The following is a 14,976-nucleotide window of genomic DNA, read 5'->3' as shown; positions in this document are numbered from 1 at the left end:
CCCACGTCACCCCGCGTCGCCCCCTCGCCGCACGGTGAGGCGCTCGCTGACCCACTCCAGGGTCGGCGGGATCTCCCGGCGCCAGGTGTTGAAGTTGTGACCGCCGCTTTCCAGGATGATCGACGAGATCTTGGTCCGGTGGGTGTTCTTCGCCAGCTCTATGAACTTCAGCGTGGCCTTGTAGTTGGATTCGCCGACCTTGCTGCTGGTGACGAGCAGCGAGGTGGCCGGAGCGGAACGATTCTTCAGAAACCAGTGCAGATCGGCTTCATTGCGGAGCTTCTTGTTCCCGTGGAAGAGGTCGCCGGTGGTCGGGTCGCTCGGCGCCTTGTAGTAGGCGGACAGGCCCGCACCCGCCCCGTAGACCTCCGGGTGGTGCATCGCCAGCTTCAGCGCGCAGTAGCCGCCCGTGGAGTCGCCGATGATGCCCCAGCCGCCGGGCCGCTTGTTCACCCGGTAGTGGGCCGTCACGGCCTCCGGCAGGTCCTTGGCGAAGAACGACTCGGTCTGCGGGCCGTCCGGGATGTCCACGCACTCGGTGTCCCGCGGCGGCGCCACCGTCGGCCGCATCAGCACCAGGATCATCGGCTCCATGCGCCCGTTCTTCGCGAGCGTCCGCGCGGTGCTCGGGTAGTGCAGCTTGTTCACCAGCGCCTCCGCCGTGCCCGGGTAGCCCGTGAGGACCACGGTCGCGGGGAAGGTGCGTGTGCGGAACTGCGGATCGAAGTACTCCGGCGGCAGGTACACGAACGCGGGCGTGGCGATGTCCGTCGTACGCCCGACGACGGCGATCTTCTGGATCTGTCCTCCGAAGCGCGGCATCCCGCTGCCGTTGCCGTCCACCCGCCGGGTGTCGACCACCCGCAGCGGACCCGCCGGCACGCCGCCCTTCGCGTGGTCGACGACCACGCCCTGATCCGTCTCCTGACCGAACAGGTCCGCCCAACTGGCGTAGAAGCCGAACGCCTGGTTGGCGGACAGCCCTATGGACGCGAAGAGTGCCAACTGTGTGGCGAACAGCAGCCCGACCCGCCCGCCGACGGCCCGCCAGTTGCGCTTGCCCAGACGCGGCCACAGCCACACCGTGCCGATGAACAGCGATACGGCGAACAGCACTGACAGCAGCAGCACTTTGTTGCTCGTGAGACCCATGCGGTGTTTCCCTGCCTGCTCTCCGTCCGGAATCACGCCCGCTCCCCCGACTCCTTCGCGAGGGCTTGTCCCGAACTTTCCCTGGTCTTTTCAACGGCTTTGGCGAGACGAGTGAACCTCTCTCCCCAAGACACCGTCCTAGAGGGCGCAATGTCGCCGGATGCCCGAATCGGCACCGGGTCCAATGTCTCTCGCGGAACTACGGGATGCGATGTCTGTCACCGAAGATGGGGAAATGTCGGGTGGGGTTCCGCCCCGTACCAGCCGGGTGCGGCGGATAGTGCGGGGTCCACGCCCCGCGGCCGTGCCGTCCCTCGTCGCCCGGGCCTGTGCCCTCGTGGGCCTGCTGGACGTCGCCGCCGGCGTCTTCCCGCGGTTCCGCCACAGCCGTATGCACACCTTCGCCGAGGTGCTGCCCGGTTCGTTCGGGCCCTTCGCGGCCGCGCTGTCGCTCAGCGCGGGCGTCCTGCTGCTGCTGCTCGCCCACGGTCTCCGGCGCGGCAAGCGGCGGGCCTGGCGAGCCGCGGTCGTGTTGCTCCCGGCCGGCGCGATCTCACAGTTCGTGTACCGGCACTCGATCGTGGGCGCGCTCATCTCGGTCGCCCTCCTCATCCCGCTCCTGGTGCACCGCGACCAGTTCACGGCGCTGCCCGACCCGCGCAGCCGCTGGCGCGCGCTCGCCAACTTCGTCCTCATGGGCGCCGGTTCCCTGGGCCTCGGCCTGGTCATCGTCAGCGTCCACCCGGGGCGCCTGATCGGCGACCCGAGCCTGGCCGATCGCATCACGCACGTCCTGTACGGCCTCTTCGGCTTCGAGGGCCCGGTCGACTACCAGGGCAACACCTCCTGGACGGTCGCCTTCTCCCTCGGCGCCCTCGGCTGGATCACCGCCGTCACCACGATCTACCTCGCCTTCCGCCCCGAGCACCCGGCCGCGCGCCTCACCGAGGAGGACGAGAACCGTCTGCGCGCCCTGCTGGACAAGCACGGCCGGCGCGACTCCCTCGGCCACTTCGCACTGCGCCGTGACAAGGCCGTCGTCTTCTCCCCCAGCGGCAAGGCCGCCGTCACCTACCGCGTGGTCTCCGGCGTGATGCTCGCCAGCGGCGACCCCATCGGCGACGTCGAGGCCTGGCCCGGCGCCATCGAACGCTTCATGGACGAGGCCAAGGCCCACTCCTGGACGCCCGCCGTCATGGGCTGCTCGGAGACCGGCGGCGAGGTGTGGACCCGCGAGACCGGCCTGGACGCCCTGGAGCTGGGCGACGAGGCGGTGGTGGACGTGGCGGATTTCTCCCTCGCCGGCCGCGCGATGCGCAACGTGCGCCAAATGGTCAAGCGCATCGAACGCGCCGGTTACGAGACCCGGGTCCGGCGCGTACGTGACCTGGGCGAGGCCGAACTGGACCGCATCCGGCGCGCCGCCGAGAACTGGCGCGGCACCGACACCGAGCGCGGCTTCTCCATGGCTCTGGGCCGCGTCGGCGACGCCTCCGACGGGGACTGCCTCATCGCCACCGCCCACAAGGCCGACGAGGTCCCCGGCGAGTACGGCGACCTGAAGGCGATCCTGCATTTCGTGCCCTGGGGCCCGGACGGCGCCTCCCTCGACCTGATGCGACGCGACCGCTCGGCCGACCCCGGCATGAACGAACTGCTGATCGTCGCCGCTCTCCAGGCCGCACCGAAGTTCGGCATCACGCGCGTGTCGCTGAACTTCGCCATGTTCCGCTCGGCCCTGGCCCGCGGCGAGAAGATCGGCGCCGGTCCCGTGCTGCGCGCCTGGCGCGGGCTGCTGGTCTTCCTCTCCCGCTGGTTCCAGATCGAGTCGCTGTACAAGTTCAACGCCAAGTTCCAGCCCCGCTGGGAGCCCCGCTTCGTCGTCTACCGGGCCTCCGGCGACCTGCCCCGCATCGGCTTCGCCGCCATGCAGGCCGAAGGCTTCGTCAACTTCGCCCTCCCCCTGCCGCGCTTCCTGCGCCGCCGCGCCGGCGCGCCCCGCGCGTGTGCGCACGCCGTGGCGGAGAGGGACGTACGGGCGGCATAGGCCGCACCGGCCCGCGGAGCCGCCGCGTTCCCGGGCCGGGCCCTGCCCCTGGGCCGCACCACGGCGCGGCTGCCTCCTGGGCCTACGCTGAACATATGAGCAAGCAGAGCGGACGCGGGCGCGTCGTCGGACTTCCCCAATGGGACCGCTGCGCGGTCATGGGAGTCGTCAACGTGACCCCCGACTCCTTCTCCGACGGCGGCCGGTGGTTCGACACCACCGCCGCCGTCAAGCACGGCCTCCACCTCGTCGCCCAGGGCGCGGACCTCGTCGACGTCGGCGGAGAGTCCACCCGCCCGGGCGCCACCCGCGTCGACGAGGCCGAGGAGCTCCGCCGGGTCGTCCCCGTCGTCCGCGGTCTCGCCTCCGAAGGCGTCGTCGTGTCCGTCGACACCATGCGCGCCTCCGTCGCCGCCCGGGCCCTGACGGCCGGCGCCGCCCTCGTCAACGACGTCAGCGGCGGCCTCGCCGATCCGGCGATGATTCCCACCGTGGCGGACGCGGGCGCCCCCTTCGTGGTCATGCACTGGCGCGGCTTCCTCGAGGGCGGCAACGTCCGGGGCGTCTACGCCGACGTCGTCGCCGAGGTGGTCGACGAGCTCCACGCGCGCGTGGACGCCGTCCTCGCCGGCGGCGTCTCCCCCGACCGCATCGTCGTCGACCCCGGACTCGGCTTCTCCAAGGAGGCCGAGCACGACCTCACCCTGCTCGCCCACCTCGACCGGCTGCACGCCCTCGGGCATCCGCTGCTCGTCGCCGCCTCCCGCAAGCGGTTCCTCGGCCGGGTCCTGGCCGGACCGGAAGGCGCCCCGCCCCCCGCGCGCGAGCGCGACGCCGCTACCGCCGCCGTCTCCGCCCTCGCGGCACAGGCCGGCGCCTGGGCCGTCCGTGTGCACGAGGTCCGCGCGACGGCCGACGCGGTGCAGGTCGCGCGCGCCGTGGAAGGGGCGCGCGAGGAAAGGCGTACGCCCGGCGCGGGCGCACCCGGCCCGGCGCGGGCGGAAGGAGCCCGGTGAGCGCCCCACACACGGACGTCGAGGAGGTCGAAGCCGCCAACACCGCCTTCTACGAGGCACTGGAGCAGGGGGACTTCGAGGGGGTCTCCTCCTTCTGGCTGGCCCCGTCCGACCTGGGCGTGGACGAGACCTACCACGACCCGGCGGACGTCGGCGTGGTCTCCTGCGTGCACCCCGGCTGGCCCGCGCTCACCGGCCGCGGCGAGGTCCTGCGGTCGTACGCGCTGATCATGGCGAACACCGACTACATCCAGTTCTTCCTGACCGACGTGCACGTCTCGGTCACCGGCGACACCGCCCTGGTGAACTGCACCGAGAACATCCTCAGCGGCGGTCCGGCGCCGGAGGCCGGCGAGGAGCTCGGACCGCTCGTCGGCCAGCTCGTGGTCGCCACCAACGTGTTCCGCCGCACGCCGGACGGCTGGAAGCTCTGGTCGCACCACGCCTCCCCGGTGCTGGCCGGGAACGACGAGGACGATGACGACGACGAGGAGGACACCCCCTCCTGAGCGGTCGGGAGCGGCCCCCGGGAGCCGGCGGCGGGCCCCGGACGGCCCACCAGGGCGAAGAAGTGGTTGGAATCACGAACCCGTGGGTAGGGGCGGCTACCAACCCGTGAGCCACCGGGTTCCCCACGGGGAACGGCCGGTGAAATGTCTGGCTCCCGCCCCGGCCGTCGCGGCCGGAGACCGGGTCTGTCAGTGCTCGCGGGTAGATTCGAGCGTGGCCGGGGTGCCGCCCGCACATGGCACGCACCGGCCGGAACCGACGACTGCAGGAGTGATTCGCGTGGATCGTGTCGCGCTGCGCGGCCTGAAGGCCCGCGGGTACCACGGCGTGTTCCCCAAGGAACGCGAGGAGGGCCAGACCTTCATCGTGGACCTCGTCCTCGGCCTGGACACCCGTCCGGCCGCGGCCGACGACGACCTGGCGAAGACCGTGCACTACGGCATCGTGGCGGAGGAGACCGTGGCCGTCGTCGAGGGCGAGCCCGTCGACCTCGTCGAGACGCTCGCCGAACGCATCGCCCAGGTCTGTCTGAAGCACGAAGTGGTCCGGGAGGTCGAGGTCTGCGTCCACAAACCGGACGCCCCGATCACCGTCCCCTTCGACGACGTGACCGTCACCATCACCCGGAGCCGAGTATGACCGCGTTCTTCGCCGGGGGTCAGAGCGACCCGACCGTCCAGCCGGTGCCCGCCTCCGTCGTCGAGAGGGTCGACGCCGCCGACACCACCCTGCACAACCCGAAACGCGCCGTGCTCTCCCTCGGCTCCAACCTGGGCAACCGCCTGGAGACGCTGCAGGGCGCCATCGACGCCCTCGAGGACACCCCGGGCGTGCGCATCAAGGCCGTCTCCCCCGTGTACGAGACGGCGCCCTGGGGCGTCGAGCCCGGCAGCCAGCCGTCGTACTTCAACGCGGTGGTCCTGCTGAAGACGACCCTGCCGCCGTCCTCCCTCCTGGAGCGCGCGCACGCCGTCGAGGAGGCCTTCCACCGGGTCCGGGAGGAACGCTGGGGCGCACGCACGCTGGACGTCGACATCGTCGCGTACGCCGACGTCGTGGACGACGACCCGCAGCTCACCCTCCCTCACCCCCGCGCCCACGAGCGGGCGTTCGTGCTCGCGCCCTGGCACGACGTGGAGCCCGAGGCCCAACTCCCCGGCCTCGGCGCGGTCGCCGACCTTCTCGACGCCGTCACCCGTGAGGGCGTCGCCGCCCGCGAGGACCTGGAACTCCACCTGCCCGAGTAGTCGTTAAGGTCAACAGGAAGGTCGCAGGACCACTGCGGGGGAGCTGAAGGGACACCGTGAGAGAGCTGCACATCAGGGTGCTGGCAGGCGTGTTCGTCGTGGCCGGCGTCCTGTCCTGGGCGGGCGCCCGCCTCTGGAACTCGGTCGGAACCCTGCCCAGCGTCCCGCTGGCCGCGCCCATCGTGCTCGCCGTGATCGCGGTGATCCTGCTCGCCACGGCGATCTCGCTGCGCTCGCGCCTCAAGGCCCAGCGCGAGCGCCGCCCCGAGGCGAAGGGCGTCGACCCGCTGATGGCCGCCCGCGCGGTCGTCTTCGGCCAGGCCAGCGCCCTCGTGGCCGCCCTCGTCTCCGGCATGTACGGAGGCACGGGCGTCTTCCTCCTGGAGTCCCTGGACATCCCCGCCCGCCGCGACCAGGCCATCTACGCCGGCTTCTCGGTCCTGGCGGGCATCGCCGTCATAGCGGCGGCCATCTTCCTGGAACGCGTCTGCAAGCTCCCGGAGGACGACGACCACGAGAACGGCGCGGCCTCGACGGCGTGACCCCGCCGCGCATGAGTGCGGCGGGGTCGGCGCGCGCGGGGTGCCGGCGTGCGCGGGGCGCCGGCGGTGTGGGTGGGTGCCGGCGCGGCGGGGTCAGCGCGCCAGTATCAGGCTCATCGCCTCCGCGCGGGTCGTCGCGTCCCTGAGCTGCCCCCGCACCGCGGACGTGGTGGTCTTGGCGCCCGGCTTACGGATCCCGCGCACGGACATGCACATGTGCTCGGCCTCGACGACGACGATCACACCGCGGGCCTCGAGAATCCGCATGAGAGAGTCCGCCACCTGCGTGGTGAGGCGTTCCTGGACCTGAAGGCGGCGCGCGAACACCTCGACCAGCCGCGCCAGCTTCGACAGGCCCGTGATCTTCCCTGACTCCGCCGGGATGTACCCCACGTGGGCGACACCGTGGAACGGCAGCATGTGATGCTCGCACAGCGAGACGATCTCGATGTCCTTGACGAGCACCATCTCGTCATGGCCGAGGTCGAACGTGGTCGTCAGCACATCCTCGGGCTCCTGCCTGAGGCCCGCCAGCAGCTCCCGGTACGCCCGCGCCACCCGCGCCGGCGTCTCCTGAAGTCCCTCGCGGTCCGGGTCCTCGCCGACCGCGATCAGGAGCTCCCGTACGGCGTTCTCGGCGCGCTTCTCGTCGAACTCGCCGATCAAGCCCTCGCCGTCCAGCGTCACGGGGTCGGTCATCTGGTGCCTCGTTCCTGTGCGGGTAGCGCGTACCGGTCACGCGCCTCATCTGCGGCATCGAACTTGGTGGAGAGGAAATGCCGCGCCCCCCAGGCTAGAACCTGGGGGGCGCGGCATCCATTCCGGGCCTGTTGAGGCCGCCGGGAGCACATCAGCTCTCGGGGCGCTCCTCCGGGCTGGGCTCGGCCACCGGGCCGGCGTCGACCGCGGTGGACTTCGCGGTCGAGATCGCCGGGGTGGCGCCGTTGGCGCCGTTCGTCAGAGCGAGCTCCTTGGGGGAGAGCACCGGCGGACGGGTGGACGGCGTGCGACGCGAGGAGCCGGTCCAGGCGGGCCGCGCCGGGCGCTTGACGATGGCGGAGAAGACCTCGGCGATCTGCTCCTTGTTCAACGTCTCCTTCTCCAGCAGCTGAAGCACCAGGTTGTCGAGGACGTCGCGGTTCTCGACCAGGATCTCCCAGGCCTCGTTGTGCGCGTTCTCGATGAGCTTCTTGACTTCCTCGTCCACCAGCGCGGCGACCTCTTCCGAGTAGTCGCGCTGGTGAGCCATCTCACGGCCGAGGAACGGCTCGGTGTTGTCGCCGCCGAACTTGATCGCGCCCAGCCGCTCGGTCATGCCGTACTGGGTGACCATCGCGCGGGCCGTGGCGGTGGCCTTCTCGATGTCGTTCGCCGCGCCCGTGGTCGGGTCGTGGAAGACGAGCTCCTCGGCCGCGCGGCCGCCCAGCATGTAGGCGAGCTGGTCCAGCATCTCGTTGCGCGTGGTGGAGTACTTGTCCTCCTCCGGCAGGACCATCGTGTAGCCCAGGGCGCGGCCTCGCGAGAGGATCGTGATCTTGTGGACCGGGTCGGAGTTCGGGGAGGCCGCCGCGACCAGGGCGTGGCCGCCCTCGTGGTACGCAGTGATCTTCTTCTCCTTGTCCGACATGATCCGGGTCCGCTTCTGCGGGCCCGCGACCACACGGTCGATCGCCTCGTCCAGCATGTGGTTGTCGATCAGCTTCCTGTCCGAGCGGGCCGTCAGCAGCGCGGCCTCGTTCAGCACGTTGGAGAGATCGGCACCGGTGAAGCCGGGGGTGCGGCGGGCGACGGCGGACAGGTCGACGTCGGGCGCGACCGGCTTGCCCTTCTGGTGGACCTTGAGGATCTCCAGACGGCCCTGCATGTCCGGGCGGTCGACCGCGATCTGGCGGTCGAAACGGCCGGGGCGCAGCAGCGCCGGGTCGAGGATGTCGGGTCGGTTCGTGGCGGCGATGAGGATCACGCCGCCCTTCACGTCGAAGCCGTCCATCTCGACGAGGAGCTGGTTCAGGGTCTGTTCGCGCTCGTCGTGTCCGCCGCCGAGGCCGGCGCCGCGGTGGCGGCCGACCGCGTCGATCTCGTCGACGAAGACGATCGCCGGGGCGTTCGCCTTGGCCTGCTCGAAGAGGTCGCGGACCCGGGAGGCGCCGACGCCGACGAACATCTCGACGAAGTCGGAACCGGAGATCGAGTAGAAGGGGACGCCCGCCTCACCGGCGACGGCGCGCGCGAGGAGCGTCTTGCCGGTGCCGGGCGGGCCGTACAGGAGCACGCCCTTGGGGATCTTGGCGCCGACGGCCTGGAACTTCGCCGGTTCCTGGAGGAACTCCTTGATCTCGTGGAGTTCCTCGACTGCCTCGTCCGACCCGGCGACGTCGGCGAAAGTGGTCTTCGGGGTGTCCTTGGTGATGAGCTTGGCCTTGGACTTCCCGAAGTTCATGACCCGGGAGCCGCCGCCCTGCATCTGGTTCATCAGGAACAGGAAGACGACCACGATGAGGACGAAGGGGAGCAGGGACAGCAGGATCCCGACGAAGGCGTTCTGCTTCGTCGGCGAGACCGTGTAGCCGTCCGGGATCTGCTTGTCCTGGTACTTGGTCTGCAGCGTGTTGGCGATCGTCACGCCCTGATCGCCGATGTAGCTCGCCTGGATCTTCGAGCTGCCCTTGATCTTCACGCCGTCTTTGAGCGTGGCCTTGATGGTCTGCTCGTCACCGGTGGTGAGTTTGGCCGACTCGACCTTGTTGTCGTTGATCGCTGCAATGACCTGGCCGGTGTCCACCGTCTTGTAGCCGCCGGACGAGCCGACGACCTGCATCAACACGACCACGGCAAGGACGGCCAGCACGATCCACATGACCGGCCCACGGAAGTATCGCTTCACGTCCATCCATACGGAGCGGTGTCGCCCCGTCCCTCCTGCCATAGTGAGTTTGATAAGACAGTTCTTCTGACGGTACCCCAGCTTCGTCGCGCGAAGCCGCACGGGACGGCTGGCGCACCCGTCTGCATGCTCCAACGGCGTGAGGCCCGCCGGGGTTCCCGATCTTCGTAAGGGGCCCCGGCTTTTCGGGTTCAGCCGCCGTAGACGTGGGGGGCGAGCGTACCGACGAACGGGAGGTTGCGGTACTTCTCGGCGTAGTCGAGGCCGTAGCCGACGACGAACTCGTTGGGGATGTCGAAGCCGACCCACTCGACGTCGATGGCCACCTTGGCGGCCTCGGGCTTGCGCAGCAGCGTGCACACCTTGAGCGAGGCGGGCTCGCGCGAGCCGAGGTTGGACAGCAGCCAGGACAGGGTCAGGCCGGAGTCGATGATGTCCTCGACGATGAGGACGTGCTTGCCCTTGATGTCGGTGTCGAGGTCCTTGAGGATCCGCACCACGCCGGAGGACTGGGTGCCCGCGCCGTAGGACGACACGGCCATCCAGTCCATGGTGACGGGGGTGGACAGGGCCCGAGCGAGGTCGGCCATGACCATCACCGCGCCCTTGAGGACACCGACGATGAGCAGGTCCTTGCCCGCGTACTCCGCGTCGATCTTCGCGGCCAGTTCGACCAGCTTCGCGTCGATCTCTTCCTTGGTGATGAGCACCTCTTTGAGGTCGGTGCCCATGTCTTTCGCGTCCACCCGCATCACTTTCGGTTGTCCTACCGGCCGCCGGGACCGCCCACGACGACCACGTGAGCGGTCCTGGCGGAGGGCCCGAGTCAGCCTTGCCGAATCACCAGTCTGCCACCCTGGCGCTGGGCGACGACTTTGCCGGGAAGATTGATGACCCCCTGGCCGCGCCATCCGGTGATCAACCGGTCGACCTCTTCGATGTGCCGGGCGAAGAGGGAGCCGGCCGGAGCGCCCGCCTCGATCGCGGCGCGGCGCAGGATGCGGCGGCGCACGGCGGGCGGCAGGGCGTAGAGCTTGGCGCACTCCAGCAGACCGGCCGCGTCCCGTACGGAGGACTCGGCCTGGCCGGCCCACGCGTCGAGCGCGTCGGCGTCGTCGCGGGAGAGCTGGGCGGTCCGCGCCAGCGCTTCGACGACGCCCTTGCCGAGGGCTTTCTCCAGGGCGGGCAGACCCTCGTGGCGGAGCCGGGAGCGGGTGTAGGCGGGGTCGGCGTTGTGCGGGTCGTCCCAGACGGGCAGGGACTGGACCATGCAGGCTTTGCGGGCGGTCTGCCGGTCGAGCTGGAGGAAGGGGCGGCGGTAGCGGCGGGCGGCCCCCGGTCCGCCGGAGACGGCGGCCATGCCGGACAGGGAGCGGATGCCGGAGCCGCGGGCGAGGCCGAGCAGGACCGTCTCGGCCTGGTCGTCGCGGGTGTGGCCGAGCAGGACCGCGGCGGCGCCGTGGCGCTCGGCGGCGGCGTCGAGGGCGGTGTAGCGGGCGTCGCGGGCGGCTGCCTCGGGGCCGCCTTCGCGGCCGACGGTCACGGCGGTGGACTCGACGGGGTCGAGGCCGAGTTCGCGCAGCCGCAGGGCGACCTCCGCGGCGCGCAGGTCGGAGCCGGGCTGCAGGCCGTGGTCGACGGTGACGCCGCCGGCGCGGATGCCGAGCCGGGGGGCCTCGAAGGCGAGGGCGGAGGCGAGGGCCATGGAGTCGGCGCCGCCGGAGCACGCCACGAGCACGAGCGGCGGCGACGGCGGGTGTTCGTGGGCGCTCACTCGGGGGGCGGGGTGGTCGTTGAGGACGTCGTGGAGTACGCGGCGGACCGCCAGGCGTATCGCCGCGACCGCAGGATGGGGACCCATTGTCCGGTTCCCTTCATGAAGTTTTCGGGGGCTGAGCCCGGGTTCGGTCACTCAGAGTGTGTAGATGGTGACAGAACCGGGGCGTTCCCCGAGCATTGCACGCCTGCCCGGGGCCGACGGTCCCTCGGACGGGTGATTGAAGGGGCGTTCGCCTGCCGTCGGCCGGATTCGGCTCATCGGGTTTCGCGAGGTCACGACTCGGCCTTGCGGTGCACGCGCGCGATCCAGTCCGCCGGTTTGCCGATCTCGGCCTTGGTCGGAAGTGTGTTCGGGGAGGTCCAGACGCGGTTGAAGCCGTCCATGCCGACCTGGTCGACGACGGCGCGCACGAAGCGTTCGCCGTCCCGGTACTGCTTGAGCTTGGCGTCGAGGCCGAGGAGCTTGCGCAGGGCGATGTCGAGCCGGGAGGCGCCCTTGGCGCGGCGCTGCTGGAACTTCTCGCGGATCTCGGCGACGGTCGGGACGACGTCGGGGCCGACGCCGTCCATGACGAAGTCGGCGTGGCCTTCGAGGAGGGACATCACGGCGGTGAGGCGGGCGAGGATCTCGCGCTGGGCGGGCGTCTGCACGAGTTCGACCAGGGAGTGGCCCCCGTCGTCCTCCTCGCCCTCGGGGCGGCCGCCGGCGAGGGACTGGGCGGCTTCCCGGACCCGCTCGAGGAAGGTCGAGGGGTCGACGTCGGTCTCGCCCAGGAACGACTGGATCTCTCCCTCGAGATGGTCACGCAGCCAGGGCACGGCGGAGAACTGCGTGCGGTGCGTCTCCTCGTGGAGGCAGACCCAGAGGCGGAAGTCGTGGGGGTGGACGTCGAGTTCGCGTTCCACGTGGACGATGTTCGGCGCGACGAGCAGAAGCCGCCCGCCGCCGCCCGCGCCGGCGGGGAGTTCACGGGTGGCCGGCGCGAAGGTCTCGTACTGGCCGAGGACGCGGGAGGACAGGAAGGACAACAGCATGCCGAGTTCGACGCCGGTGACCTTGCCGCCGACGGCTCCGAGGACCGCGCCCCCGGGGGTGTTGCCGCGTCGTTCCTGCATCTTGTCCAGGAGGGGTTTGAGGATCTCCCGGAAGCCCGCGACGTTGGCCCGCACCCAACCGGGGCGGTCGACGACGAGGATGGGGGTGTCGTGGAGCTCCTCGGTGGCCATCCGGGTGAAGCCCCGGACGTGCGCCTCCGAGGCCTTGGCGTGCCGGCGCAGTTCCGCGACGACGGCCCGTGCCTCGTCGCGGCTGACTTCCGGGCCCGGCCGCACCAGCCGGGTCGCGGTCGCCACCGCCAGATTCCAGTCGACCATCCCCGCAGATGCAGCACCACCGATGCTCGTCATGCGTCAACCGTACGTGAGCGCCGCCGCCGGGGGCAGGCCGCGGGAGGCCGGTCAGGGAGATGTCGGGGTCGGGGTCGGGGGTGCCTCGGGGGGTGCCTCCGGGGTGGGCCGCGGCCGTCGGGTGCGGCCCGCCCTCCCGACGTCAGCGGCAGCCGCAGCCCGCGAGCGCCGTGGCCGCCCTGTCCAGCGCCGCCTGGGCCGCCCCCGCGTCGGTCGTGCCGGCGGCCAGGAAGGCGAAGGCGAGGAGCCGTCCGTCCTGGTCGACGACCGTGCCGGCGAGGGCGTTCACGCCGGTCAGGGTGCCCGTCTTGGCGCGGACGACGCCGGCCGCGCCGTCCCTGTAGCGGTCGGCGAGGGTGCCGGTGAAGCCCGCGACGGGCAGGCCGGTGAGGACGGGGCGCAGGTCGGGACGGGCCGGGTCGCCGGCCTTCACCAGGAGGGCGGTCAGCAGGTTCGCCGTGATCCGGTCCTGGCGGTCGAGTCCGCTGCCGTCCTTGATGCGGACGCCGGCCGTCGGCAGCCCGAGCTTCTTCAACTGGGCCCGGACCGCGGCGCCGCCGCCCGCGAAGTCGGCGCGGACGCCGGTCGCGAGGGCGGTGTGCCGGGCGAGGGCCTCGGCGATGTCGTTGTCGCTGTTGGTCAGCATCCGCTCGACCAGGACCGAAAGCGGCGGCGAGGAGACCGAGGCGAGGCTCTTCGCGCGCGTGGTGGCCTTGGAGGGGCCGGGGGGCGTCGTGGTGATGCCGTCGGCCTTCAAAAACGCGGCGAACGTGCGGGTCGCGTCGGCCGCGGGGTCGGGCACGCGCGTGACCGGACCGCTGGTGGAGCCGTCGGGGCGGCCCTCGTCGGCGGACAGGGCGGTGACACGGGCGAGGTTGCCGTTGGGCCCGATGGGATGAACTTCGCTGCCCGCGTACAGGGTCGTGTCGTACGACAGCGTCACGTGGGTGAGGCCGCGCTTCTTCAGGGCGGCGGCGGAGGACGCGGCGAGGGCGCGCAGACCGGCCCAGCCCGCGCGGTCGTCGTCGCGGGCCGTGAGGGTGGGGTCGCCGCCGCCGACGAGCACGAGCTCCTTGGTGTCGGGTTCGAGCACCGTGCGGGTGGTGAGGCGGTGCTCGCCGCCCATCGCGGAGAGCGCGGCGACCGCGGTGGCGATCTTCGTGGTGGAGGCCGGCGTCAGCCCCGTCCCGGCCCCGGCGCCGTACAGGTGCTTGCCGGTGGCGACGTCGACGACCGCGGCGGCGTGCCGCGCGCCGAGGACCGGGTCGGCCAGGAGGGGGTTCAGGACGCCCGCGACGCCCGCGCCCGTCGGCACGGCGTTCGGTGCGGACTTGACGACGGTGACGCCGCCGCCGAGGCCGACCAGGACGGAGGCGGCGCTGGGGGCGGGGCGCGGCGCACCGGCCGCGGCGGTGGACGTACGGGACGAATCCGCCGTACGTCCGTGATCTCCGCCACCCGTCCGTGCGAGGGCGGTCGCCCGGTCCCGCTCGGCCGTACGCTGACCGGTGGCGTCCCAGGGACCGGCGACGGTCACCACACCGGCGGCCAGCGCCAGTCCCACGGTCGCCGCGCCCGCGCCGTACTGCCAGGACCGGGCGTTCGGACCGGTCCCGGTGAGCCGCGCGAGCTGCGGCCTCGCGACCCGCGTGAGCCGTGCGACCTGCGGCCCCGCGCTCGCCGCCACGCGCGCGAGACGAGGCCGTACGATCCCTGCAGCCCGTGCCAGACGGGGTCTCACGGCGTCCGTGACCCGCACCACGTGCGGTCTCGCGGCCCGCCAAGGCCTCAGCTCCGGCACGAACACCAGCCCCTTTCGCGATCACACACCGGCGTGAGGGACACTTAACCACCAGAACTATGTGTTGATCATGGAGGAGCCACCGGTGGAGTTCGACGTCACGATCGAGATTCCGAAGGGTTCGCGGAACAAGTACGAGGTGGACCACGAGACCGGTCGGATCCGCCTGGACCGTCGACTCTTCACCTCGACCGCCTACCCGACCGACTACGGATTCGTCGAGAACACCCTCGGCGAGGACGGTGACCCGCTGGACGCGCTGGTCATCCTGGACGAGCCCACGTTCCCGGGCTGTCTGATCCGCTGCCGCGCGATCGGCATGTTCCGGATGACCGACGAGGCCGGCGGCGACGACAAGCTGCTGTGCGTCCCGTCGACGGACCCGCGCGTGGAGCACCTGCGCGACATCCACCACGTGTCGGAGTTCGACCGGCTGGAGATCCAGCACTTCTTCGAGGTCTACAAGGACCTGGAGCCCGGCAAGTCCGTCGAGGGCGCCGACTGGGTCGGCCGCACCGACGCCGAGGCCGAGATCGAGCGGTCCTACAAGCGCTTCAAGGACCAGGGCGGTCACTGAGGCCCCGGTCGCCT

Annotated in this window: 14 protein-coding genes; 7 read left to right on the top strand and 7 right to left on the bottom strand. The window is 71.3% G+C overall.

Annotated elements, in window-relative coordinates; translation table 11 throughout:
* Window positions 1–6: 6 nt before the first annotated feature.
* Window positions 7–1,152, bottom strand: a complete 1,146-nt coding sequence (locus QA802_RS23880) for an alpha/beta hydrolase (protein ID WP_334526280.1) — start codon at window positions 1,150–1,152, stop codon at window positions 7–9.
* Between the two features lie 235 nt (window positions 1,153–1,387).
* Here QA802_RS23880 and QA802_RS23875 point away from each other — a divergent pair, with 235 nt between their 5' ends.
* The 6 genes from QA802_RS23875 (at window position 1,388) to QA802_RS23850 (ending at window position 6,514) form a co-directional block, all read left to right on the top strand.
* Complete coding sequence (locus QA802_RS23875; RefSeq protein WP_334526277.1) at window positions 1,388–3,199, top strand: phosphatidylglycerol lysyltransferase domain-containing protein; 1,812 nt, start codon at window positions 1,388–1,390, stop codon at window positions 3,197–3,199.
* Between the two features lie 95 nt (window positions 3,200–3,294).
* Window positions 3,295–4,215, top strand: a complete 921-nt coding sequence (folP, locus tag QA802_RS23870; RefSeq protein WP_334526274.1) for a dihydropteroate synthase — start codon at window positions 3,295–3,297, stop codon at window positions 4,213–4,215.
* Window positions 4,212–4,724: a nuclear transport factor 2 family protein gene (locus tag QA802_RS23865; protein ID WP_334526271.1), complete on the top strand. Its 513-nt coding sequence runs from the start codon at window positions 4,212–4,214 to the stop codon at window positions 4,722–4,724. Before folP ends, QA802_RS23865 begins: the two co-directional genes overlap by 4 nt.
* 280 nt (window positions 4,725–5,004) lie before the next feature.
* Window positions 5,005–5,364, top strand: coding sequence for a dihydroneopterin aldolase (folB, locus tag QA802_RS23860; protein WP_334526268.1), 360 nt, complete (start codon window positions 5,005–5,007; stop codon window positions 5,362–5,364).
* Window positions 5,361–5,972: a 2-amino-4-hydroxy-6-hydroxymethyldihydropteridine diphosphokinase gene (gene folK, locus QA802_RS23855; protein WP_334526265.1), complete on the top strand. Its 612-nt coding sequence runs from the start codon at window positions 5,361–5,363 to the stop codon at window positions 5,970–5,972. The genes folB and folK overlap by 4 nt, the downstream gene beginning before the upstream one ends.
* Window positions 5,973–6,028: 56 nt before the next feature.
* On the top strand, window positions 6,029–6,514 hold the full coding sequence (locus QA802_RS23850; protein WP_266724783.1) for a DUF3180 domain-containing protein: 486 nt from the start codon (window positions 6,029–6,031) through the stop codon (window positions 6,512–6,514).
* 93 nt (window positions 6,515–6,607) lie between these two features.
* Here the strand turns inward: QA802_RS23850 and folE are convergent, their stop codons facing one another.
* From folE to dacB, 6 genes are all read right to left on the bottom strand, one after another.
* Complete coding sequence (gene folE / locus QA802_RS23845) at window positions 6,608–7,213, bottom strand: GTP cyclohydrolase I FolE (RefSeq protein WP_319169391.1); 606 nt, start codon at window positions 7,211–7,213, stop codon at window positions 6,608–6,610.
* A gap of 151 nt (window positions 7,214–7,364) precedes the next feature.
* Entirely contained in the window at window positions 7,365–9,404 is a 2,040-nt protein-coding gene (gene ftsH / locus QA802_RS23840) for an ATP-dependent zinc metalloprotease FtsH (RefSeq protein ID WP_334526259.1), read from the bottom strand.
* 185 nt (window positions 9,405–9,589) lie between these two features.
* Window positions 9,590–10,150 (bottom strand): hypoxanthine phosphoribosyltransferase, encoded by a 561-nt coding sequence (gene hpt / locus QA802_RS23835; RefSeq protein WP_093780137.1) that lies wholly within the window; start codon window positions 10,148–10,150, stop codon window positions 9,590–9,592.
* A gap of 74 nt (window positions 10,151–10,224) precedes the next feature.
* On the bottom strand, window positions 10,225–11,259 hold the full coding sequence (tilS, locus tag QA802_RS23830) for a tRNA lysidine(34) synthetase TilS (protein ID WP_334526252.1): 1,035 nt from the start codon (window positions 11,257–11,259) through the stop codon (window positions 10,225–10,227).
* 191 nt (window positions 11,260–11,450) lie between these two features.
* Complete coding sequence (locus QA802_RS23825) at window positions 11,451–12,584, bottom strand: Rv3626c family coenzyme F420 biosynthesis-associated protein (protein ID WP_334526249.1); 1,134 nt, start codon at window positions 12,582–12,584, stop codon at window positions 11,451–11,453.
* A gap of 142 nt (window positions 12,585–12,726) precedes the next feature.
* A complete protein-coding gene (gene dacB, locus QA802_RS23820) occupies window positions 12,727–14,391 on the bottom strand; it encodes a D-alanyl-D-alanine carboxypeptidase/D-alanyl-D-alanine endopeptidase (RefSeq protein ID WP_443042171.1) in 1,665 nt (554 codons plus the stop codon).
* A gap of 79 nt (window positions 14,392–14,470) precedes the next feature.
* Between dacB and QA802_RS23815 the strand changes: the two genes are divergently transcribed.
* The gene (locus QA802_RS23815; protein ID WP_007452023.1) at window positions 14,471–14,962 is read left to right on the top strand and encodes an inorganic diphosphatase; all 492 of its coding nucleotides are present in this window, start codon (window positions 14,471–14,473) and stop codon (window positions 14,960–14,962) included.
* Window positions 14,963–14,976: the final 14 nt, after the last annotated feature.

This window comes from Streptomyces sp. B21-105 (assembly GCF_036898465.1).
GTDB lineage: Bacteria > Actinomycetota > Actinomycetes > Streptomycetales > Streptomycetaceae > Streptomyces.
The sequence above is the reverse complement of the archived record's forward strand: the minus strand, read 5'-3'. Positions and strand labels throughout refer to the sequence as shown.

Excerpts from the sequence above, each read along its gene's own strand:
- QA802_RS23880 (WP_334526280.1), bottom strand. The coding sequence starts at position 1,152 with ATGGGTCTCACGAGCAACAAAGTGCTGCTGCTGTCAGTGCTGTTCGCC.
- QA802_RS23875 (WP_334526277.1), top strand. The coding sequence starts at position 1,388 with ATGTCGGGTGGGGTTCCGCCCCGTACCAGCCGGGTGCGGCGGATAGTG.
- folP (WP_334526274.1), top strand. The coding sequence starts at position 3,295 with ATGAGCAAGCAGAGCGGACGCGGGCGCGTCGTCGGACTTCCCCAATGG.
- folK (WP_334526265.1), top strand. The coding sequence starts at position 5,361 with ATGACCGCGTTCTTCGCCGGGGGTCAGAGCGACCCGACCGTCCAGCCG.
- folE (WP_319169391.1), bottom strand. The coding sequence starts at position 7,213 with ATGACCGACCCCGTGACGCTGGACGGCGAGGGCTTGATCGGCGAGTTC.
- ftsH (WP_334526259.1), bottom strand. The coding sequence starts at position 9,404 with ATGGACGTGAAGCGATACTTCCGTGGGCCGGTCATGTGGATCGTGCTG.
- hpt (WP_093780137.1), bottom strand. The coding sequence starts at position 10,150 with ATGCGGGTGGACGCGAAAGACATGGGCACCGACCTCAAAGAGGTGCTC.
- tilS (WP_334526252.1), bottom strand. The coding sequence starts at position 11,259 with ATGGGTCCCCATCCTGCGGTCGCGGCGATACGCCTGGCGGTCCGCCGC.
- QA802_RS23825 (WP_334526249.1), bottom strand. The coding sequence starts at position 12,584 with ATGACGAGCATCGGTGGTGCTGCATCTGCGGGGATGGTCGACTGGAAT.